We start from the raw sequence: 22,231 nt of genomic DNA, 5'->3' as shown, positions 1-22,231 counted from the left end.
CCTTTATGTAGTTAACTTTCAAATTCATCTACGGGTCAATAGTCAGTCCTAATTTTTTTGCTGTTTCTTTACTACATAACAGATAGTTTAAATAATCACTCTTTTCAATTTTCTTTGTTTGCCGAATTCCCTTGTTCTCATCAATATTGAAATACAAATACTCGTATTTATTTACCGCATGGTATATATAATCTGCCACCGCTTCATTCAAAACTTCAATCAAAAAAGTGGGTTTAAATTGAGCTAAGTTCTTCATAAACCCTTCTAATACTTGAGGCTCATGTGCCTCAACGTCTATTTTCAATAAATCAATGCTTTTCAAATTATTTTTCTGAACGAAGCTGTCTAATTGTAAGGCTTCTACATTTATTGTGTGATTTTCTATTAAATAATCTTCAATAACAATATTACCATCAAGGTTTGAAACAGCATTTCTATAAGCTTTAATATCGTAGTTATTAAGTTCAATATTTTTTTGCAGCAATTTAAAAAACAAGGGCTGAGGTTCAAAAGCATAAACTTTCGCATTGGGATTAATTGTTTTAGCAATCAAGGCGTATATTCCGGTGTTTGCTCCTATGTCGTATATGTGATTTGAAAACTCGCATAAACGCATCCAAAGCTTAATGGATTCTTTTTCCCACTTTCCGGTTAATCCTTCCCAAAAAATTTCATTCTCTAATTGATAACCGTTGTGAATTTTAAATTTTTTAGTGTGATTAATTTTTACCTGAAAAGCTTGCTTAAAATAAAGATGCTTATAAACCGATTCTTTTGGTCGCCAAAAAATCTTTAATACGCTATAGATCTCCCTTTTAAATGGGATTATTCTGTAAAAAGATTTTAGTATTTGATTCAAAAGTATTTTGTTGTTTAATGGATACTAAATTCCGGCTCCGGATAAAAAAAACAATGAAATATAATTGTTAGCTTTTACTTCAACCTAAACAAAGATAAAAGAAAATTGTTATTAATTATTTTCAATTCGTTTCTATTATTAAAAATCTAATTGCAACTTGGCGGCTTAATTATGAGCGGAAAAGAAATACGATTAGTGCTGTTACTTGCTTTCATTCAGTTTACCGGTATTGTTGATTTTATGATTATGATGCCCTTAAAACCTTTATTAACGGCAGAGTGGGGCGTAACACCAAAAGAATTTGGCGTGCTTGTATTTTCTTACGGATTTGGCGCATTTATTTCATCTTTGATTTTTGTAAATAAAGTGGATTTGTATGACCGTAAAAAAGTTTTACTTTTAATTTATACCGGGTTTACCATTTGTACTTTTCTCTGCAGTGTTTCTACTAGCTATGCATTTTTATTAACTGCCCGATTTGCTACCGGTTTATTTGGCGGTATTGCCAGCTCTGTTATCCAATCTATTGTGGGCGACGCTATCCATCCATCTAAACGCGGACAAGCCATGGGGGTATTAATGACAGGTTTTTCTCTAGCCAGTGTTGTGGGTGTGCCCGGAGGTTTGTACTTGGCTTCTGCTTACACCTGGAGTACACCATTTCTGGTTTTGTCTTTCATCTGTTTTGTGGTTTGGTTGGGTGTAATTTTTATTGTACCCAATTTTACCAATCATCTGGCTACGGCAACAAAAATGAGTTTGGTTAAATTATTGAAAAACTTATTGTCAGATGCGAACAAAATAAAAGCACTGCTTCTTACTTTCACTATTGTTTGTTCTCATTTCTTAATCATTCCTTTTTTAACGGATTATTTTACGGCTAATTTAAAATTTGATTTCAGAAGCACAGTTCCCTTAGTTTATGTGGTTGGTGGCTTGTTAAGTGCTTTTATTTCTCCGCTGGTTGGGAAACTGAGTGATAAGTACGGCCGACAAATTGTAATTACCATTCTTACTTTTTTAAGTTTGATACCAATTTTAGGAATAACAAACCTGTATACTTCTTCTGTTTTTGTTTTGCTTAGTGTAACGGCCACCTTCTTTATTTTTAGTGGCACAAGAATGATTATCAATTTAGCGCATGTTACATCTACAGTAGAACCCAAACAACGTGGCGCTTTTTTAATTATCAATTCATCCATCCAACAATTTGGAACATCTATGTCATCCTTAATAGGCGGATTTATTGTTATGCAAAATGCAGATGGCACTTTGGTAGGATACAAATACCTTGGCTACGGTGCAGTAATTTTGGCATTTATTGCCCTGTTCTTATTTGGGAAAGTGAAGGCGGTGGAGTAAGGTTCCCAAGCAGGCTCAGATTGTTTTTGATACAGCGTCTACCGAAATATTGCGCCCGAGCGATGACCGAGTTCGCCCGCTTACGCTTGCTTGCTGGTTAGTGGCTGGTGCTTTAATGCTTAATTTTTTAAAGGGCTTTTATACCATAAAATAATTTCCCAGAACAAGCAATAGCCAAGTACCCAGGCTTTGTACTCCTTACTACTGTGATCCACAAACCTTGGTCAGAGATTTTGTATTTTGAAATCATACCTGCGTTGTCCCAAAATTCAATATTATTATCTACACCATTTTTTAACTTAAACGATTTATTAACTGTAGTATAAGTACTGGTCGGATTTATACAGTATAATGAGTCGGTGGAGGAGGAAGTATAACTAACAATAGAACTATTTAATATTAGAGAGTCTATTGTCGAACCTTGATAAGTGATTTTGCAAACAGGATTACCATTAAATGTATAGGTGTTTGTGCCACCGACAAGGTCTATTGCAGTTAAAGTCAGAGTAATATTATTATACTCTGGCACTGGTGTCGGAACGCTTGGTGTATTCTCAGTTTCGGTTTCTTTCTTTTTACATGAAATAAAAATCAGTAATGTAAACGCAGTGAAGATAATTAGTCTGTTCATAAAGTTATATTTTAATCGAAGATAAATCTAATAAATTAAACGTCAAAGCAAATGTTAGTCCGTCTATAGCACTTGCCCCTAACGGTTTCGGCGCTGGCGCAGTTGGGTTTCCGAAGATTCAACTGTCTACCCCGACAAAACTCTATACCGAAGATACACGGTTTTTAGCGAGCCGCAAAATAATGTCCAGAAGGGACAACTTGTCTGCGCGCGAGCGATGACCGACGTCCCCGCATAAGGCAAATGTGCTGTTAGGTGCTGGGTATTTAAACTATAGCTGTTCTTTTATAATTTGAATTACATTTTGAGTATAATCAGAACCGCCTCCAACATCGTAATAAATAATTTTTCGGTCAGTATTTCTATAAATATATGTTGTTGGAAAAAACTCAACAGGTATAGCTTTTGTTAAATTTTTATAGTTAAACAGAAATTTAATCGAATTATTTATTTTTTTAACTATAGAAATTGTTTGTTTATTTATTGGGTCATCTTCATTATAAGCAATTATTTGTAAGTCGGCTTCAGAAATTGAATTTCTTATTTTTTGCAAATTCTTCATGTTCGCTATACAAGGTGAGCATCCTTTGTACCAAAATTCAACAAGGACAAATTTGGACTTAATGTCTTTAGATGATATTAAAATACTTGAAGTGTCTTTACCTGAAAATTCAGGGAAGTATTCAATGTTCGGCTTCAATTGTTTATTATTTTTAACCGAGCTGTTATATGGAATGAAATTTTCTATTGTTTTTATTATTTCATTTTTTTTGGAGTTTTTGTAACTAAAATAATAAACAATTGAGTCATGGGATTCACCAACGTGATTTATAGTAGTTGGATGATTTGACGTTTTAAAAATTCTATAATCTTTTTTTGAAATATAATACTTATTTAAATTCGATTTTATCATTGTCGAACTATCCTGATTGAAATATCGTAGAGTATCTACAGTTTCAATAAGTATAAAGTCTTTGAAATTTTTCCTATTTATTATTAAGCTGCTTTTGTTATTTAGAATATCTCTAAATTCATTAGGGTTAAAGATAAAATGTGGTTTTAGTTTAGCTTCAATTGGATAAAAATCATAATTAAGTAACTTATAATTCGTGAATTTTTTATCTGGTAAATCGTTATATCCAAAGTGTTTTGTATTTCTTACCGCAATAAATCTTTTTTTGTAATCGATTAAATAATGAATATCTCCTTTTATTTTTCTTACAAAAATTTCACTATAAAAGGTGTCACAAATATTATCCGAACTTGAAAAATAAAGTCGTTTTAAATTGTAGTTAAAAGCTTTAAATTTATGATAGGAATTAATGACAGAGTCAGCCAACGATGATTGACCAGTCAATATTTGTAATTGCAGTATAAAAATAGTCAACAATAAAGTATTTTTATTGTTGACTATAATTTTTGAAATCATAAATCGTTAACATTAATATTTGTTGCTTTTATGATAATTGTACCTGATTTTGTGAAATCAGTTGTTCCTGTGCTATTTCCTGAACCACATCCGTCTGATACAGCTTTACAGTCAGTACAAGATCCGGAGCAACCAGTTGAGTATCCCTTAGGGTCACCCGCGTTGCTACCTTCATTGTCTGTCCTACAAGTTGTGGTTAAATCGTTACAGCGTTTTTGACAATAGATTTTGCCTGTCGTGCCACCATTAACATTACTACATGGTTCGGTTCCGGGTTCAAATGGTATGTGAAAAATTGTCGAACCTGGAATACCATCAATTTTAATAGTGTCCCCATCAAAACGAAAAGGTACATCGTTTGAAATAAAGTGTGTTGTCTTATCGAAGTTCTCATGTCCATTCACGATTGAACGTTCAATATCTGCGCTTCCATCGGTATTAAATTTCACTTTAACTCTATAAATCACACCTGTTATGGCATCTTTTGAAAGTAGGCTTAAATTTTTATCTACTTTAGCTTTAATATTCTCATTATTAATTGGGTCTATTTGACTAATTGGGTCTTCGTTGTCGATTGATTCTGGATTTGTAGCTAATTTTTGACAAGAAATAATTGAGACAATTAGTGCTAGTGTTAGCCCAAGGATGGTAATTCTTAATTTTGAATTCATAATTAATGGTTTTTAATGTTTAATCAAGTTTATAAAGATATTTCAATTAATGTAATTATTTAACAATACTTTATACCTTGCACCTAACGTTTGGCAGCTAAAAGAAGTGGCGGGTTTGGAACACTCAACTGTCTATACGCACTAATGGTAATTAGTTGCACAACTGTTTATATTCGCACTTCCCCGCCATTTATTTTAGGTGCTGTTAGCAGCTGGGTTACTTTTTCAAATCATAACGGTCTGCATTCATGATTTTTGTCCATGCTTTTACAAAGTCGGTTACAAATTTTTCTTTGTTGTCGTCTTGTGCATAAACCTCTGAATAAGATCTTAAAATTGAATTAGAACCAAATACTAAATCAACTCTTGTAGCAGTCCATTTGATTGTTCCGCTTTTTCTGTCAACGATATTGTATAGGTTATCAGAAACAGGTTTCCAGGAATAATTCATATCGGTAATATTTACAAAAAAGTCGTTGCTTAATACACCTTCTTTGTCTGTGAAAACACCGTGTTTCGTTCCGCCATAATTTGTTCCTAAAACACGCATACCGCCAATTAATGAGGTCATTTCGGGAGCAGTCAAACCCATGAGTTGTGTTCTGTCAAGAAGTAATTCTTCAGGTTTAACGGTATAGTCTTTTTTAAGCCAATTTCTGTAACCATCATGAATTGGTTCAAGCACTGAGAATGATTCCGCATCTGTCATTTCTTGAGTTGCGTCTCCGCGCCCATCATTAAAAGGCACTTTAATCTTTACACCGGCATCTTGAGCTGCCTTTTCAATTGCGGCACTTCCACCTAATACAATTAAATCAGCGATGCTTACTTTTTTACTTAATCCATTTTGGATTTCTGTTAGTTTATTAAGAACTTTTTCTAATCGTTTTGGTTCATTTCCTTCCCAGTCTTTTTGAGGAGTTAAGCGAATTCTTGCACCATTTGCACCACCTCTGTAGTCAGAACCTCGGAAAGTTCTTGCGCTGTCCCATGCTGTATTAATTAGTTCTGTTCTGCTTAAACCACAATTCAGAAGTTTTGTTTTTAATTCTTCAATTTCTGAATCAGTTAATTTGTAATCAACGGTTGGAATTGGGTCTTGCCAAATTAAATCTACTTTTGGAGCATCAGCACCAAGATAACGGCTTTTCGGGCCCAAGTCACGGTGCGTTAATTTAAACCAGGCCCTTGCAAAAACTTCTTCAAAATATTTAGGGTCTTTATAAAATTTCTCAGAGATTTTTTTATACTCAGGATCTATTTTCATTGCCATGTCGGCATCTGTCATCATTGGATTTCTTCTTTTTCCTTTAACATGTGCATCCAATGGTTTATCCTCTTCTTTGATGTTGATAGGTTCCCACTGCCATGCACCGGCAGGACTCTTTTTCAATTCCCATTCATAATTCAACAATAAGTGGAAGTAAGTGTGGTTCCATTTATCAGGAGTTGTAGTCCATGCTCCTTCCAAACCACTTGAAACTGTATCTTCTGCATTGCCTTTCCCTTTGGGATTCATCCAACCAAAACCTTGAGTTTCTAAATCTGCACCTTCAGGATTTGAACCTAAAATAGAAGCGTCGCCGTTACCATGTGCTTTACCAATGGTGTGGCCACCGGCAGTTAACGCAACTGTTTCTTCATCATTCATGGCCATGCGTTTAAATGTTGTTCTAACGTCTTTGGCAGTTTTTAAAGGATCTGGTTTGCCATCAACACCTTCCGGGTTCACATAAATTAATCCCATTTGCACTGCAGCCAATGGATTTTCAAGTGATTCGCTTTCTGTGCTATTTGAATAACGAGATTTTGCAAGCCATTCTTTTTCTCCACCCCAGTAAATATCTTTTTCAGGATGCCAAATATCCTCACGTCCACCAGCGAAACCAAATGTTTTGAATCCCATCGATTCATAAGCCATATTACCGGCTAAAATGAAAAGGTCAGCCCAAGAGAATTTGTTGCCGTATTTTTTCTTTATAGGCCACAAAAGCCTGCGCGCCTTATCGAGGTTCACATTGTCAGGCCAACTGTTAAGTGGCGCGAAGCGTTGATTGCCCGTATTTGCACCACCACGTCCGTCTGCTAAACGATATGTTCCTGCTGAATGCCAAGCCATACGAACCATCAATCCTCCGTAATGCCCCCAATCAGCCGGCCACCAGTCTTGGCTTTCTGTCATTAGTTTTTTAAGATCGTTCTTTAACGCTTCAAGATCAAGTTTTTTGAATTCCTCAGCATAATTAAAACTTACTCCTAAGGGATTTGTCTTTGTGTCGTGCTGATGTAAAATATCAAGATTAAGCGCATTTGGCCATTTGTCCATCACAGAATTATGCGTTTCTGTATTTGCGCCATGATGAAATGGGCATTTTCCTTTTTTTGAATTTTCCATAGTGTTTTATTTTACTAATTATACCGAGTTTATTTATTTAAAAAGGAAGAATACATCCAAACCAATTTTTCTTGTAAGCGAATATAATCACTCATTAAAGCATTCGTTCCTTCATCATCTGCGTCAGCCGAAATCGCAAGCAGTTCTCGTTGAAGTATAATGATTATTTGAAAGGAAGCTAAAATGTCTTCAACGGCTTTTATGCCATCACTCACTTGTGCACTCTCTTTTATTTTTGAAGTTGCGCGATAATCCGCATAATTATGTTTTGGCGTATGACCTAATGTCAATATACGTTCTGCAACTTCGTCTATTTTTAAAAGCAAGTCATTATATAATTCTTCAAATTTCAAATGTAGTTCAAAGAATTTCTCACCTTTTATATTCCAATGGTAACCACGAGTGTTTTGGTAAAAGATAGAATAATTTGCTAAAAGTTCATTTAGTTTTTCTGCTAAATGTTTTGCTTTATTGTTGTCGATTCCGATTCGATTTGAATTGTTCATGTTTTGCTTATTAAGTGAATAAAAATATTATTTCAAAAGTCGCTTTTTTATTTTTTAAATTCTGTATCAAATGTTACTAAGTCAAATATTGTCTGCTCATTTTTGACGATACTCATTGTCTTTTTAACCTTGCTGCTAACGGTTTGCGCACTGGCGCAGTAGCGGTTTTTGAAACACTAACCTGTCTAAATGCACCATATTTATTAATTGCACTACTGTTCATATTCGCACTTCCCCGCTATTGCACCAGTGCGCTGTTAGGCAATCGTTGCTTTATTCGCTTCTGCTTGTCACGGTCATTTTATATAATTGTCTACTGTCTTTAAAAGTGCGGTGGCAGAGATTTTTATTTGATTTTTTCTCGTTACTGTGCGTTTGCTTTTGGCATATCTTTTTGTTTGTGTGTCGGCTTAGCTCTTTTGCCCCGCAGGAACGAGGAGGCAAATGTGCTAAATGTGTGTTGGCACAAAAAGTATGACAAAAAATTAAAGGGATTCGATAAACTCTTTTACATTTTCCCAAGTCCACTCTTTGCAAGTCACACCATATAAATTGTCTGGTTTGTCAGCGTACGTTGCTTCCTTAATATAAATTCCAAGCATTTTAATTTTTTCCTCTTTAGCGCAGTCAATTTCCCACAATTCGCCTGTTGCTTTCTTTGTATTCTTTGATACCAAAGCAATAAAACCATCACAGCCCTTTATTTTAGTTCTACAATTAGTTTTCCACTTTTCATCCCATGGCTCTTTGACTGACATGTCAACGAAATCATACGGAACATTTTTATTCTTTGCCTGACCTGTAAACAGATTTTTTGTCACCTCGTCTTCAATTGCAAATGCAACGAATACTCTTTTGTTTGCCATATTTATTTAGTTTTAGTTAACAATAACACTTAGGTAATAATTGATATAAATGATAACCGAGATAAAGTATTTCAATAATCCCAACGATGATAATAAAAGTTCGGAAATACTTTATAACCTTTGTTTCTGTTCTTGTATTTGGTTCATACTTTATATCCTCGGTTAAAATTTTCCATTCATCTTCAAACATATTTGTCCGAAGTTGTTTTTCAATTTTATCAATCACCTTGAATTTTCCTGTGTTGAGTTTTCCGTAAGAGTCTATTAGCTTTTCCCAGAAATAAGAAACTAATAATGACATAGAGGTTAGGACAATCATTCCAATTGTTGCAGCAATCGTAAAACCGAATGTTTTACCTAAAACAAAACCAACAGATAGAATAGAAGATGTTATTGTAAAAAAAAGATTGTTCACCTTCATTCTACTTTCTGTTACTTTTTCAGTTGAGCTAACCATCATTTTGTACTGCTCAAATTTTAATTTTCTATCATCTTCATAGGTCTTTGCGAGGAATTTGAAAGATTGGTCTGCTTTATCAAACACTTGAAATCCTTGACAGAATAAAATGGATTCTTTCGAGGCTGTTGAAAGTTTGTAGCCAATAATTTGTTTGTTTAAAAATTTTGCTTTTGCATATTCCCATTTGATTTGTTCACTTTCAAATGTATCGGCACCAATTACGAAAACTATAAAATCAGATTCTTGCATCTTTTTTTCTACAAGGATTTTCCAGTTTTCTGAATGTTCCGTTTCTTGTTGTATAGCAATAGAATTTTCAGAAGCCGACAGCAAGTCATTGATAACGGCTTCTGTCGCTACTTTATCAGTACTTCTATTGCAAATAAATAATTTCATTATTTAATCGAGTTTAAAGTCTTTTCTAAGTTCCCCCAAGTCCATGTAATTATCTTTTTTCCTTTTAGTTCAGGAGGTATCGCCCCTTGGTCATTCTTTCTTATATGCATTCCAATCACTGGCACTCCTTCTTCTTTTGCACATTTTATTTCCCATCTTGCACCGCTTGAATGCCAAGTATTTTTGCTCAAAAGAACAATCATGCCGTCACATCTTTTAATTTTTGTTCGGCACTTTCTTTTCCATTCATCATTATTCCAAGGTTCTTTCACGGACATATCTACAAAACTAAATGGTGATCTTTCCAATTTCGCTTGTTTAACAAGATGGTCACGAGAAATTTCATCTTCAATAGCAAAGCTTATGAAAATTTTATTTTTTTCAGTTTTAGTTGTTCGTTTCTTAGATGGTTCTGAATCATCTGAAAACGCTCTAGCAATTAATGCTACTAATCCTGCTCCTATTAATATTGGCCACATATTATTTGCATTTTATCTCGGTCCCATAAATCGATCACCATTAAAGTGAATCATATGTTCTGGCACATCTGCCAACCATACTTCAGTTTCCCAAGCAATATTGTTTGAATGCTTTTTGAATTCAGCGAAATCAGGAAACGCTGTTACATAAATCTTTCCTGCTTTGCAATTCTTTAAAAATTCTTCGAGTTCAACAACTCGCTTCGGAGAAACAGGACCGTGTGAAGTAACTGCTTCAATTAAAAATAGCCAGTTTTTCGTGTGGTCATAAATAATAACATCGGGAAGTTTACTATGCTGATTTACTGGAATGCCTAATTCTTTCAGCATTTTTTCGTCAACGTATAAATCTTTTTTAGCGGTGTCGCCTAAATATAAAACAGAACCACCATTTGCAAAACGGGCAGCAAAATTGTGAACTATAGCTGCTTGAACTTCATTGTGTTTTCCGGATGACAATTTTAAAGTTTTACCATTGCTTAGTTTAACCGGTATTAAAATCTGTTTTCGTTCCTTTTTATACTTTTTAGATAGATCGCCTTCTTCTAATATGAATTTGTCAACTGCTTTCTTCCAATCTTTCGTTCCAAAAGTCTTGATGGCATCCAATGCGCCTTGTGTCAATGCGTAGTGAGCATTCGGACTATTTACGGGTAGTTTAGGATTATCAGGATTGTAATCTGCAATTCTTGCTTGAACAAATTGATGTAATACTTGTCTGCGAAAAGTTTCACGAGAATTGGGAGCATATTCTTTACTGTAAACTTCGTGTACAAAAGCCATAATTCCTTTTGAAACTTTCTGACTTGTTCTTGTAGCTTTAATCCATTTATCTCTTGGTTTAATACCGCATAAAGCTAAAAGCGTATACGCAGAAGTATCATTTTGCTGCGCTGTTGGCAGACCAAGTTCTTTCAAAATCTTTTTTGCATCGTCTAGTTTACTCATATAGGCTTGTTGAGAGTTCAAATTGTTCAATTACTATTTTGTTTGTGTTTTCAACTGAAAAATCATTTGAAAGAATAATGTTATTTCCGATTTCTTTTATTGTTTCAAGTTCGGGCAAAGGAATTTCTCTAAGCTCGGTTGCACTTACATTTACATTCCCGTTAAAAATTCTGAAAAACGAATCGAAGAGTGTACTATTTAACAATGCACATAATCCAACAATTTCATTTCGATCCAAATGACCTTTTGGGCGATAAATATAATTTACCTTATTCTCAACACCAATATATTCTGATTTAATGAAATTGCAGAAATACGGAGCCGCAATTAAACGGCTTTTGTCATCTTTACTGCTGAAACGTCTAAGTAAAATATAATTTTTGTTTGGAATTAAAATTGATTTTGATTCGTTTTCAATTCTTACATATTGTCCCTTTTCAGGCTTTGGAAGAGGCCATTCCAAAATCATTTGCTTTACATTATGCAACCAAAATAAAGGTGCAAGGAATACTGTTCCATTTTGATAATTGTCTTGAATATATTCTTTGCTTCTAAAGCCTACAACTGGTCCCGTGGATATTTGAATATTATATTTATTTAAATTGCCGTTCCAGTTTTTAAAAATGTTTAAAATGGATTCTTCAAAATCATTAGTCGGCAAATAAAGAATTTTTTCATTTGAACTTAAATCAATCAATACTTTTTGCTTGAATGTTTTTGTTTCGGGTGTAAGGATGTCTTTTAGTCCTTGTGATGTAGAAACAACAGCATTATGATTAGGATTGTTCTTTTCTTTTCGCTTCCCTTTAATAATTACAGTCTCTTGTAATACTTTGTCTCTGTTAAAGGTGTCTTTACGGGAAACAAATAAATGTACATTGTCAATCTCAATAATTTTAAAAAAATATTCACGGAACAATTTAAAATAACTTCCCGAAGCGTAGCTTCGGGGGGTTATAAAAATTATTTCTCCGTTTTCTTTTAAAAGCTTTGCAGAAACAGCCATAAAAATGGCATAAATGTTAGGATGTCCATTAACAACAGTTTTAGCTACAATTGAACGCTTGTCGTCTATTGGTAGTTTAAAATATGGTGGGTTAGAAATAATTATGTCAAATGGTTCTACTTTTTCTGAAAATAGATTTACATTTTCTGAAAGGCAGCTTGCATTTTCCAAAACAAAGTCCTTAGTATTTATTGAACAATTAAAATCAATCTTTTGGGTTTGCAACCACTCTTTTAAATATTCTAGTGATTTTTTAGATAGTGGAATTAAATCATTGTCCGTTTCATAAACCAATAATTCTATTGATTTCAAATTCTTATTAGATACAAGGTGTTCTATTAAGGCGCAAGTTAAAATTGCTGTTCCACATCCAGGGTCAAGAATTCTCAAAGATTTGTCCGAGGAGTTTGCAAAGGATCCCATCAGCGAAGCAATTTCTCTCGGTGTAAAAAACTGTCCTTTCTCTTTTTTATGTTCCTGATTAACTAATGAAGCATAATAAATCCCTAACCTGTCAGCAAAGTGACTAGGAAGCTCGTTAGCTATAGGGTGTATGGATTTATTATTTACCATTTTTGTTTTTGATGATATAATTAATTTTTCTTTCTGCCACCTGCATAGCTTTTAAAGCTACTTCTTCGTCTTGTACTTCATAAACTAATTTGTCACTTAGAAATGCAACAAGTAGTTCGTTCTCGTCTTTGCCGAAAAATTTTGCAAACCGTTTTATGTGGTCTCTTGTGGGCATTCTTTCGTTTCGCTCAATTTTACTTAGCAAGGCTTGGTCAATTTCTATTTCCGCAGCAACTTGTCTGAGTAAAAGAGATTTCTGTTCTCTCAATTCCCTAATTATTTCGCCTATTCTTTTCAATTTGTATGTATTTGACTTGACAACTAATGTCCAAAAGTATTAAAAGAATTTGAATTGTCAATGAATAATTATTAACAATTGATTATTTGAAATTATGAAGATATTTAGGGTCTTTACAATTATTGCTTTCGCTGAATTTAGGCGCTACTCTTTCTTTCCCCCAAAGTTTATTCCCTGCTCTTTTGGGGTTATTTTGGTAGAAAGTATTCCTTTCTTCAAAGTACCTATTTATTGCCTGCTTGCATTCTTCTACAGATTGGTAATTACTATTATGAATAATCGCCCTTGACATTCCACTAAAAACAGATTCTATTACATTTAAAAATTGTGCACAAGCGGGTAGCGGAGCAAGTTTAACTTTTGGTTTTTGTTTTCTTTTGTTATTTTCTTCAACTTTTTCGTAAAGTTTTTTTGATGCATGCCAAGATGCTGCATCCCAAGAGAAGTAAATGCAATCTTGATCTGAATATTTTGATACTAATATATCAAGAAGCCTAATCATTTCATCAGTATCTTTTTTTGTAGAATAAAAATGAGTCATTTGGTTAGTTGATAATTCTAATGCACCAGTCATTATTAGCCATCCTTTGCTTTTTTGAAATTGTTGAATTATTTTCCCTTGTCCTGGTAAAACTCTGGATTTTCCACCTTGCATTTTTATTGCAAATGGACCATATTCATCAATAGAAAAGAATTTTTCATTTGGTCCCAATGTAGAAAGGATGGCAGTAATTTGTTTGAGCTTTTCTTTATACTCAGGATCAGTACTTGTCAATACTTTTTTAGCAGTCCTAAACCTGAATCCTTGATTTTTGATAATTCTTATGATGTAATTTTTTCCAATTGATAGATTTTTTGATCTCATAGCAGCATGGATATCTGGAATACGCCAAGTCGTTCTATTAAAGCCGTAGTCTTTTGGAGGAGAGTGAAGAATTGAAAATATTGCTTCTTTATATTCGTCCTTTTCAAATTTTCTTTTTCGATTACCACTTAGTGTACTTCCATCGGGATGTTCTTTAAGTTCTTTTTCCCACTCATAGTATGAAGATCGGCCTATGCGGAATTGTTTAATTAATGTCCTTTTAGAACCGCTTGCATTTCCTATGATATTCACTATTTTTTGTTTTTCTTCTACTGTTAAATGATTATACACTTTATATAATCCGTTTCTTTTTAAGATATCTTTATAAATATCAATTGTTTCAAGCAGTTTATTTATTATTTTCTTTTGATTTTCAATTACAAGTTGCGTTAAGTTTTCCAATGAAGGATTTGGTCGTTTTATCATGCTTATTATTGTTAAGAGGGTGGGTAAATTTTTTGGCGTATGTTTTTGATAGTGTGGTGGGCTTTAGCTCTTTTGCAGGTGGTGCGAAGCAAGTTTTTAAAATGCGTAATTTCCCCTACGCATTTTAAAAACTAACCTGCAAATGTGCTAAAGGAAGCGTGGGCTCAAAAACTATGACAAAAAATTGTGTGTCGGCAAAAATCAAATAAAAAATCTCTGAAGGGTCGGCTTTTGCTTTTCTGTCATCTCAGTCAAATTACCGTGAAATTGTCTGCCGAAAATGTGTCGCCCCTTTTACTGTCGGGTCTGTTTAGCAATGTTGCCTAACTTCCCGCTAACCGCATAAACAAACGCTTACAAATAATTATAAGCATTTGTTTTAGCTTACTCAAAGATATAAGAAAATTAATAATGGCAAGCACATCCAATTTTATAAATTCACTACCTTTAAACCTGCCATGAAAAAATATAGTTTTATTTTAATTTATTTGTTATTCGCTTCCAATTTGTTTTTTGCTCAAACCCAGAAAAAAGAAGTTTATGAATTAAACTGGTTAAAGGATAAATCCTGGCACCTTATACAGGATAATGAAATGCCCGCGTTTACGGTTCAATTGTACACACCGCCAAACGAAACTATTGATAATTGGAGCGTTTTGGGAAATACTACCCACTATAAAAATGTGGAGGATATGCCCCTAGATACCCTTATGTATAAAATGTTTTACCAAACCAGAAATTTATTTTCTCAGGCACAACTTCATTTTATAGCTAAAAATGAAAATACCAAAAAAAACTGGATACTTTTTTATATGGATGTGCCCGAAGTAAGTGCCGAAAAAGCCGCCGATTCTCAAATACTTCATCTAACAATTGGTAAAAATGGAATTTACAGCAGCATCATTACCGTAAAAAAACGTCATTTCACCGACTCCGAAATAAAAAAATTCAGTGCTTTTCTTCGTAAGAGTAAGCTCGTTTACAAGTAATTTGTCGGCTATTTTTAGCCTTTGCGCTAAAATTCCCCCTATATTGGGGGATATTCATCTAAAAATTTAGAAAAATTGACCTTGAACTGTATTTTTGCAACGTAATTTTTTAGGATACTACCATGAAAAAGCTAAGCGTATTATTAAGTTTTGTGTTGCTGTTTAACTCAGTTTCTTTTAAAGCGGATGAAGGCATGTTTTTGGTTCATTTACTCGGCGAAAAAGTATACGCCAACATGGTGAAGCGCGGATTAAAAATGACCAAGGAACAATTGTATAGTGCAAACACAAACAGTTTAAAAGATGCTATTTTATTATTTGGCAGAGGCTGCACGGCCGAAATCGTTAGTAAGGAAGGCTTAGTGTTTACCAATCACCATTGCGGATATGAAGCCATTGCGGCAGCCAGCTCAACCAGTCATAATTATTTACGCGATGGCTTTTGGGCTAAATCAAAAGGAGAAGAAATTCCGTCAAAAGGTTTAACGGTTCAGTTTTTGGTTAAAATTGAAGATGTAACAGCAAAAGTAGAAGAAGCAATAAAAAATATTCCTCCCAATGAAATTTCCAGTAAGCTAAACGGAATTTTAATGGAAATGAGTAAAAAAGCTTCGGAAGGAAGTGAATATGAAGTTAGAATAAATTCTTTTTTTAAAGGAAATCAGTTTTTACAATTTACTTATCAGCGGTATAAAGACATCCGATTAGTTGGAACTCCGCCGGAAAGCATTGGAAAATTTGGCGGAGATACGGATAATTGGGAATGGCCACGCCATACCGGCGATTTTTCCGTATTCAGAATTTATATGGGCAAAGACGGAAAGCCTGCCGAATATTCAAAAGATAATGTTCCCTTTATTCCTAAACGTCATTTGGCGGTTTCATTAAAAGGAATAAAAGATGGTGATTTTGCCATGGTGTTTGGTTACCCCGGAAGCACAAACCGTTACGAAACATCTTATGGCGTTAAGTTAAAGGTTGAAATTGATAATCCAAGCATCGTAAATTTAAGAGACGTTAGATTAAAATGCATGTTTGCTGAAATGATTAAAGACCCGGCCGTAAAAATTCAAATTGGTAGCAATTATGCCTCTATTGCTAACTATTGGAAGTTTTTTGACGGTGAGGCCAAACAACTCACCAAATTAAAAGTGTACGAGCAAAAGCAAAAAGATGAAGCAGCTTTTGAAGTCTGGGCCAAAGGAAAACCGGAATACGATAATCTATTTAAGAATTTTGCTGATGCGTACGAAATGTGGACGCCATTTGCTAAGCATCGAATGTATATTATGGAAGGTATTAACGGTTCACCATTAATATCCTTTGCGGCTTCCTTAAAACAGTTGGAACAAACATTAGCGAATGAAAAATCCACGGATGAACAAAAAAATAAATTAATTGCAGCCGTAAAATCAGCTCATGATCATTTTATGGAATCTGAAAATATTAAATCGGATGAGTGTATATTATCGGCTGTTTTAAAAATGTTTTATAAGGATATCCCAGCATCGCAAAAACCAAATGAGTTTTTTACTAAACTGGAAGCAGATTATGGAAAATTAGATTGGGAAGAAACCTACGAGAAATTTGCCAAAAATGTGTTTGAAAAAACAATCTTTTTGAATAAAGATAAGTGGAATGAATTTATAGCTAATCCAAGTGTTAGTGCGCTAAAAAGCGACCCGGCCTATGCAGTTGCCTCATCTTTTAATGATAATTACTTTGATAATTACAATAAATATTTTAATGAATTCAACGCGCAGAAATATTTATTGGAACACAAGTATTTAAAGGGGGTAAATGAAATGAAAAAAGGTCAGGCTATTTATCCGGATGCCAATCAAACCATGCGCGTTTCATACGGCACGGTTGGTTCTTATTCTCCACGTGATGGTGTGAAGTATGATTATGTAACTACTTTAAGGGGATTAAAAGAAAAATATAAACCGGGCGATTATGAATTTGATGCTCCGGCTAAATTGATGGAATTGATAGAGAAAAAGGATTATGGGCAATACATCGATAAAGTTCATAATGATATTGTGGTAGGCTTTATTACTTCAAATGATATAACCGGCGGTAATTCAGGATCACCCATCATGAATGCCAAAGGCGAACTTATTGGTTTATGTTTTGACGGTAACTACGAAGCTTTGGGGCATAAAATTGCATTGGATAAGAATCTCACGCGTACCATTAATGTAGACATTCGCTTTGTATTATTTGTCATTGATAAATTAGGCGGGGCCACTAATATCATCAATGAATTAACGCTGGTGAGGCAATAAACTTCTAAATTTAGGTTAATGCGTAAGTGAGTTAAACCATTCCACTTAACTGCATTTAAATCGTTTTTAATTAACCCAAAGGAGATTATTTTGTTAAATGCGTTCTATTACCTATCTTAGTTGTATGGGGCGCCTAAGTAAAATCGATAAACTCACTATTAAACTTAAAAAGGAATTAACTAATCCTAAGATTTCCGGCATTAAAAAAATGTATTTGGTTGAAAAAATACGCATGTTGGCCGAGCACATGGTGAAGAAATAATTCGTATTAATTTTTTCTGAAAATGATTAGCACCGCTTCTTCTATTGAACGTGTTCCATTTAAAGTTAACAGACTTCTGCAAGTTAGTATAACGCTTTTCATAGTCTTCTGGCTATCAACTTTAATCGGAACTACCAATTTGGCAAATTGGATGATTGAAAACACACTCACCTTTTTATTTTTGATTGGTTTGTTTGTTTCGTATAAAAAATTCAAGTTTTCTGATTTATCCTATTTAATTATCACGCTTTATCTATTTCTTCATGTTTATGGCGCTAAATATACTTATGCTGAAAATCCGTTCGGGTATTGGTTAAAAGAAACATTTCATTTGGAAAGAAATCACTACGATCGCATTGTGCATTTTAGTTTTGGGTTTTTATTGGCCTATCCCATGCGTGAATATTTTCAAAATCATTTTCAATGGCCGTCTTGGGTGTGTTGGATTTTGCCTTGCGAAATTACACTTTCTTTCAGCGGAGCTTATGAAGTGATAGAGTGGGCGGTAGCCGATTTATTTTTTCCGGAGGAGGGAATTGCGTATTTAGGAACACAAGGAGATATTTGGGATGCTCAGAAAGATATGGGTTTAGCTTGGCTGGGGTCAATATTAATTATGGGTTTTGTGTATTTACTTAAAAAAATATTAGGCAAAAAAAAATCCCTGTAATAAAACAAGGATTTTTTTTAAAATTGATTTATGCTTTTAAGGCTTATTATTTGGCGTATTTGTTTTTCCTTCAACGGTATTTCCTGAGCAATGACACTCATTGGTGTTAATGACATCCAAAGATCCTTCAATTACACAATTACGGATGGTCGTGTACAAACTTCCATCGGAAGTAACTTTTCCTTCGATGGTGCAATTTTGAACAGAAAGAGATGACGCAGCACTAAAATCAATTTTTGCAGCTACATTGCTTCCGCTTACCACAACTGTGGAATTGGCAACAGCCGATTCTATTTTACTCAATATTTTTGAACCGTCTGCAACAACCAGGGTTCCTCCGTTAACTGTAACTTTACCATCAACCGTTCCGTTTATTAATACGTTGGTTCCCGCTGCCACATCCACTTTTTCGTTGGAGTTGGTGATCACCGTTCCTTTATCTAAAACAGAGAGAACAACGGTCTCGCCATTCGCATCTGTTTCAAACTCCACCAAATTGCCAACATTCACGTCTTCTCCATTGGCCGTAACCGGATTTCTGAATTCAAAGGTTGATCCAATTTCCATCGGCGGACTTGTTGGATCTGCTGACCCGCCTCCGTCAGTTACTGATATTTTACCCATTGTAGAACCTGATCCTACAGCCGGTTTTCTTACTACTATCCCTTTTGCCATAATCTTAAATTTTAATTAAACTTTGTTTTATTTGATACAAGTATAATGAGTTATTTCAAATATTAAAATAATTTTACCTAAATTGTCCTATTCTATGAAAATAAAGCTGTCCAGGGTTTATTTTTTTCTTTTTCTTTTCCTGATAGGTCAGGCATTGAAATCTAACATAGATTCTTTAAAGAACCTGTTAAGAAATGATCCCAAGAATAAGATGGAGATCTATTCTGTGCTTTGTTACAAGTATGTTTTTTTAAATCCTGATTCTTTACATCGATACAGCGATTTAGGTTTGGCATTGGCTAAAAAGAAGGGTTACGATAAATATGTAGCGCATATTTTAAATTGTTTGGGCACTTCTTATTATGAGATCGGTAAGTTCGACGTAGCCCTTGAGAATTATATTCAATCCCAAAACTTATTTGAACAATATAAAGATGATGAAGGCAAAGTTATGGTCATGGGAAATATTGGACAGGTTTATCAAGAGCAGGGTCTATTTGAAAAGGCACTGAAACAACTTGAGGATTGTCTGGAATTTTCAAAGCAAATTAAATATCATGTTGGCTATGCAGGCACACTCAGTAGCATCGGTCTATTGTATTACAGACAAGGCAATAAACAAAAAGCCATCGACTACTTTCAAGAAAGCTTAAAGGAATATACATCACTGAATGATGTTCCTCGGATTATGGAAGGACTCAACAATGTTGCTGTTATGTATCAGGAATTAGGAAAATACCAAGAAGCATTGAAGAACCTGGAGACTTTTCTTGATTATTCCCGTAAAATGAATGATCAAAAGAATATAGCTGTTTCATTTCATAACATCGCCTTGGTATACAAAGACAAAAAGGACCTTAATTACGCTATCAAATATTTAGATAGCAGTATTAACATATCCAAGGCTATCAGAGATTTTGATGATCAACGGGAGGCTTATTCTTCGCTTTCAGAAATTTACAAGGAGAAGAATAATCTGGATAAAGCATTGGAGTGTTTTCAACTTTCAGCTGCAGCAAAAGATTCTTTACTTGCCCAAACCCGCGCCAAGCAACTCATTGAAATGTCCACCAAATACGAAACAGAGAAAAAAGAAAAGGAGAACATCAGGTTAAAAGCCAAGCACGAACAAGACCTTGCAGTTGCCGCAGAGAAAGAAAAGAAATTGAACGTGATCACATATTCCATTACCATTGGCCTGATCCTGGTTGTCTTATTCTCTTTTGTCTTGTCACAACGTTTAAAGGTCACCCGACAGCAAAAGCGCATCATTGAAAAACAAAAACATTTGGTTGATGAAAAACAAAAAGAAATTTTGGATTCTATACATTACGCGCAACGCATTCAACATGCTATTTTAGCAAAAGAAGAAGATATTCAAAAGGAATTTCCGCAAAGCTTTTTATATTACCAACCCAAAGATATAGTAGCCGGGGATTTCTACTTTTTTGAAAGCACCAACACCCATGTATTTTATGCGGCCGCAGATTGTACCGGACATGGAGTGCCCGGAGCGTTAGTAAGTGTGGTTTGTGCAAACGCTTTATCCCGTTGCGTTTTGGAGTTTGATTTAAGTGACCCAGGAAAAATATTAGATAAAACCAGAGAATTGGTGGTAGAAACTTTTAAAAAGAGCGGACAAGATGTAAAGGATGGAATGGACATTTCATTGTTGGTGAAAGAAAAGAAAGGTGGAAAGTTTACATGGGCCGGGGCAAACAATCCGGTATGGAAAATAAACTTTAACACTAAAGGTATGGAAGAAATTAAGGGGAATAAACAACCCATTGGATTAGTCGAAAATCCAACGGCTTTTACTACCCATGAAATCAAAACGAATAAAGGAGATACTTTATTTGTATTTACCGATGGCATGCCCGATCAGTTTGGTGGACCCAAAGGAAAAAAATATAAATACAAAAGATTACAGGAAAAAATATTAGAATCACAGGATTTAAATTCCACTCAACAATGCACGTTTTTGAAAAATGATTTAATCCAGTGGATGGGAACAAATGAACAAGTAGATGATATTTTATTAATCGGAATAAGAGTTTAACTTATTCTTTGTTTCACTGCTTCAAATAAAACGATTCCGGTTGCTACCGATACATTTAATGAAGCGGTTTTTCCGGGCATAGGAATTTTTACCTGCGCATCGCTCCTTTTCAAATACTCGTTACTTATCCCGCTCTCCTCATTGCCCATAATAATTAATACCGGTTCTTTAAAATTAACCTCGTAAATTAATTTGTCGGTTTTTTCATGGCAGGCAATAATTTGTAATCCGCTTTCTTTTAAATAGGCCAGCGTATCTTTTAAATTTTCCTCTCTGCAAACCGGTATTCTATGCAATGCTCCGGCGCTAGTTTTAATGGCATCTCCGTTTATTAAGGCTGATCCTCTTGTTGGAATGATTATGAAATCAACTCCCGCGCATTCTGCTGTTCGGGCTATAGCTCCAAAATTTCTTACATCAGTAATTCTATCCAACATTAAAACCAATGGCGTTTTACCACTTTCAAAAACTTGAGTTAATAAGTCTTCAACTTGGTAATAAGTAATTTCTGTTAAGTAAGCAATTACTCCTTGGTGATTTCCGGTGGTTAATCGGTTTAATTTTTCCGGCGGTACAAATTGTAAAGGTATATTCTGGCCTTTTAATGCGGCACGTAGTTTATGGTACAACTCATTGGATAAACCTTTTTGCAGTAAAATTTTTTCAATTTCCTTACCGGCTTCCAAGGCTTCAATTACGGCACGGGTACCAAATATCAAGTGCTCTTCATTCACGATGTAAAGAACACAAATTTTGGGGGTTTTAACAAATGTTATTCTATTTTCAATGCATGGCATGGATGCTATATCTTGATTATATGAAAGATGGTTTTTTTATTTAAGCATTCCTTGTATCTTTGAGCCTTAATTCATGGAAGATTTAAAAAACAGAGTAGAAGAGGCTTTAAATACCATTCGTCCTTATTTGGAAGCTGACGGTGGTAATGTGGAGGTAGTTGACATCAGTATTGATCGGGTATTGAAGTTAGAATTAAAAGGTGCCTGTAAAACCTGTAACATGAGTCATATGACCATGAAGTCTGGCATTGAAGAAACAATTAAACGTGCCGTTCCTGAAATAAAAGAAATTATTGCTGTAAACACGTAATCAAATACTCC

The 22,231-nt window shown here is 34.4% G+C and carries 22 protein-coding genes; 7 read left to right on the top strand and 15 right to left on the bottom strand.

Features of this window, described 5'->3' with window-relative positions; all coding sequences use genetic code 11:
• Positions 1–28: 28 nt before the first annotated feature.
• Positions 29–859 (bottom strand): FkbM family methyltransferase, encoded by an 831-nt coding sequence (locus tag IPM51_13495; protein MBK9285310.1) that lies wholly within the window; start codon positions 857–859, stop codon positions 29–31.
• A 171-nt stretch (positions 860–1,030) separates the two neighbouring features.
• Here IPM51_13495 and IPM51_13490 point away from each other — a divergent pair, with 171 nt between their 5' ends.
• Positions 1,031–2,221, top strand: coding sequence for an MFS transporter (locus IPM51_13490; GenBank protein MBK9285309.1), 1,191 nt, complete (start codon positions 1,031–1,033; stop codon positions 2,219–2,221).
• Positions 2,222–2,348: 127 nt separating this feature from the next.
• Here IPM51_13490 and IPM51_13485 read toward each other — a convergent pair whose 3' ends face one another.
• From IPM51_13485 to IPM51_13430, 12 genes are all read right to left on the bottom strand, one after another.
• A complete protein-coding gene (locus IPM51_13485) occupies positions 2,349–2,852 on the bottom strand; it encodes a hypothetical protein (protein MBK9285308.1) in 504 nt (167 codons plus the stop codon).
• A 271-nt stretch (positions 2,853–3,123) separates the two neighbouring features.
• Complete coding sequence (locus tag IPM51_13480; GenBank protein MBK9285307.1) at positions 3,124–4,281, bottom strand: redoxin domain-containing protein; 1,158 nt, start codon at positions 4,279–4,281, stop codon at positions 3,124–3,126.
• Positions 4,278–4,952, bottom strand: coding sequence for a hypothetical protein (locus tag IPM51_13475; GenBank protein MBK9285306.1), 675 nt, complete (start codon positions 4,950–4,952; stop codon positions 4,278–4,280). The genes IPM51_13480 and IPM51_13475 overlap by 4 nt, the downstream gene beginning before the upstream one ends.
• A gap of 217 nt (positions 4,953–5,169) precedes the next feature.
• Positions 5,170–7,347 (bottom strand): catalase/peroxidase HPI, encoded by a 2,178-nt coding sequence (gene katG / locus IPM51_13470; GenBank protein MBK9285305.1) that lies wholly within the window; start codon positions 7,345–7,347, stop codon positions 5,170–5,172.
• Positions 7,348–7,376: 29 nt separating this feature from the next.
• Positions 7,377–7,853, bottom strand: a complete 477-nt coding sequence (locus tag IPM51_13465) for a DNA starvation/stationary phase protection protein (protein MBK9285304.1) — start codon at positions 7,851–7,853, stop codon at positions 7,377–7,379.
• Between the two features lie 485 nt (positions 7,854–8,338).
• Positions 8,339–8,719: a hypothetical protein gene (locus tag IPM51_13460; protein MBK9285303.1), complete on the bottom strand. Its 381-nt coding sequence runs from the start codon at positions 8,717–8,719 to the stop codon at positions 8,339–8,341.
• Positions 8,720–8,735: 16 nt separating this feature from the next.
• Positions 8,736–9,575: a hypothetical protein gene (locus tag IPM51_13455; protein ID MBK9285302.1), complete on the bottom strand. Its 840-nt coding sequence runs from the start codon at positions 9,573–9,575 to the stop codon at positions 8,736–8,738.
• Positions 9,575–10,054, bottom strand: a complete 480-nt coding sequence (locus IPM51_13450; GenBank protein ID MBK9285301.1) for a TIR domain-containing protein — start codon at positions 10,052–10,054, stop codon at positions 9,575–9,577. The genes IPM51_13455 and IPM51_13450 overlap by 1 nt, the downstream gene beginning before the upstream one ends.
• 12 nt (positions 10,055–10,066) lie before the next feature.
• The gene (locus IPM51_13445) at positions 10,067–11,002 is read right to left on the bottom strand and encodes a restriction endonuclease (GenBank protein ID MBK9285300.1); all 936 of its coding nucleotides are present in this window, start codon (positions 11,000–11,002) and stop codon (positions 10,067–10,069) included.
• Positions 10,995–12,581, bottom strand: coding sequence for an Eco57I restriction-modification methylase domain-containing protein (locus IPM51_13440; GenBank protein ID MBK9285299.1), 1,587 nt, complete (start codon positions 12,579–12,581; stop codon positions 10,995–10,997). The genes IPM51_13445 and IPM51_13440 overlap by 8 nt, the downstream gene beginning before the upstream one ends.
• Entirely contained in the window at positions 12,571–12,879 is a 309-nt protein-coding gene (locus tag IPM51_13435) for a helix-turn-helix transcriptional regulator (protein MBK9285298.1), read from the bottom strand. Before IPM51_13435 ends, IPM51_13440 begins: the two co-directional genes overlap by 11 nt.
• A gap of 82 nt (positions 12,880–12,961) precedes the next feature.
• Complete coding sequence (locus IPM51_13430; protein ID MBK9285297.1) at positions 12,962–13,954, bottom strand: IS630 family transposase; 993 nt, start codon at positions 13,952–13,954, stop codon at positions 12,962–12,964.
• Between the two features lie 674 nt (positions 13,955–14,628).
• Between IPM51_13430 and IPM51_13425 the strand changes: the two genes are divergently transcribed.
• From IPM51_13425 to IPM51_13410, 4 genes are all read left to right on the top strand, one after another.
• Entirely contained in the window at positions 14,629–15,159 is a 531-nt protein-coding gene (locus tag IPM51_13425) for a hypothetical protein (protein MBK9285296.1), read from the top strand.
• A 122-nt stretch (positions 15,160–15,281) separates the two neighbouring features.
• Positions 15,282–17,447 carry a S46 family peptidase gene (locus IPM51_13420; GenBank protein ID MBK9285295.1) on the top strand — a complete coding sequence of 722 codons (2,166 nt, stop codon included), beginning with the start codon at positions 15,282–15,284 and terminating at the stop codon, positions 17,445–17,447.
• A gap of 124 nt (positions 17,448–17,571) precedes the next feature.
• The gene (locus tag IPM51_13415) at positions 17,572–17,709 is read left to right on the top strand and encodes a hypothetical protein (protein MBK9285294.1); all 138 of its coding nucleotides are present in this window, start codon (positions 17,572–17,574) and stop codon (positions 17,707–17,709) included.
• A gap of 22 nt (positions 17,710–17,731) precedes the next feature.
• A complete protein-coding gene (locus IPM51_13410; GenBank protein ID MBK9285293.1) occupies positions 17,732–18,379 on the top strand; it encodes a DUF2238 domain-containing protein in 648 nt (215 codons plus the stop codon).
• A gap of 36 nt (positions 18,380–18,415) precedes the next feature.
• Here IPM51_13410 and IPM51_13405 read toward each other — a convergent pair whose 3' ends face one another.
• The gene (locus IPM51_13405) at positions 18,416–19,054 is read right to left on the bottom strand and encodes a hypothetical protein (GenBank protein ID MBK9285292.1); all 639 of its coding nucleotides are present in this window, start codon (positions 19,052–19,054) and stop codon (positions 18,416–18,418) included.
• Between the two features lie 94 nt (positions 19,055–19,148).
• Here IPM51_13405 and IPM51_13400 point away from each other — a divergent pair, with 94 nt between their 5' ends.
• Positions 19,149–21,113, top strand: a complete 1,965-nt coding sequence (locus IPM51_13400) for a tetratricopeptide repeat protein (protein ID MBK9285291.1) — start codon at positions 19,149–19,151, stop codon at positions 21,111–21,113.
• Here IPM51_13400 and rlmB read toward each other — a convergent pair.
• Positions 21,110–21,910, bottom strand: coding sequence for a 23S rRNA (guanosine(2251)-2'-O)-methyltransferase RlmB (rlmB, locus tag IPM51_13395; protein ID MBK9285290.1), 801 nt, complete (start codon positions 21,908–21,910; stop codon positions 21,110–21,112). The genes IPM51_13400 and rlmB overlap by 4 nt on opposite strands.
• Before the next feature lie 73 nt (positions 21,911–21,983).
• Here rlmB and IPM51_13390 point away from each other — a divergent pair, with 73 nt between their 5' ends.
• Positions 21,984–22,220 (top strand): NifU family protein, encoded by a 237-nt coding sequence (locus IPM51_13390; protein MBK9285289.1) that lies wholly within the window; start codon positions 21,984–21,986, stop codon positions 22,218–22,220.
• Positions 22,221–22,231: the final 11 nt, after the last annotated feature.

It is taken from the genome of Sphingobacteriaceae bacterium (assembly GCA_016715905.1).
Lineage (GTDB): Bacteria > Bacteroidota > Bacteroidia > B-17B0 > Aurantibacillaceae > Aurantibacillus.
Note: the sequence above shows the minus strand (reverse complement) of the source record. Positions and strands in the feature narration are given on the sequence as shown.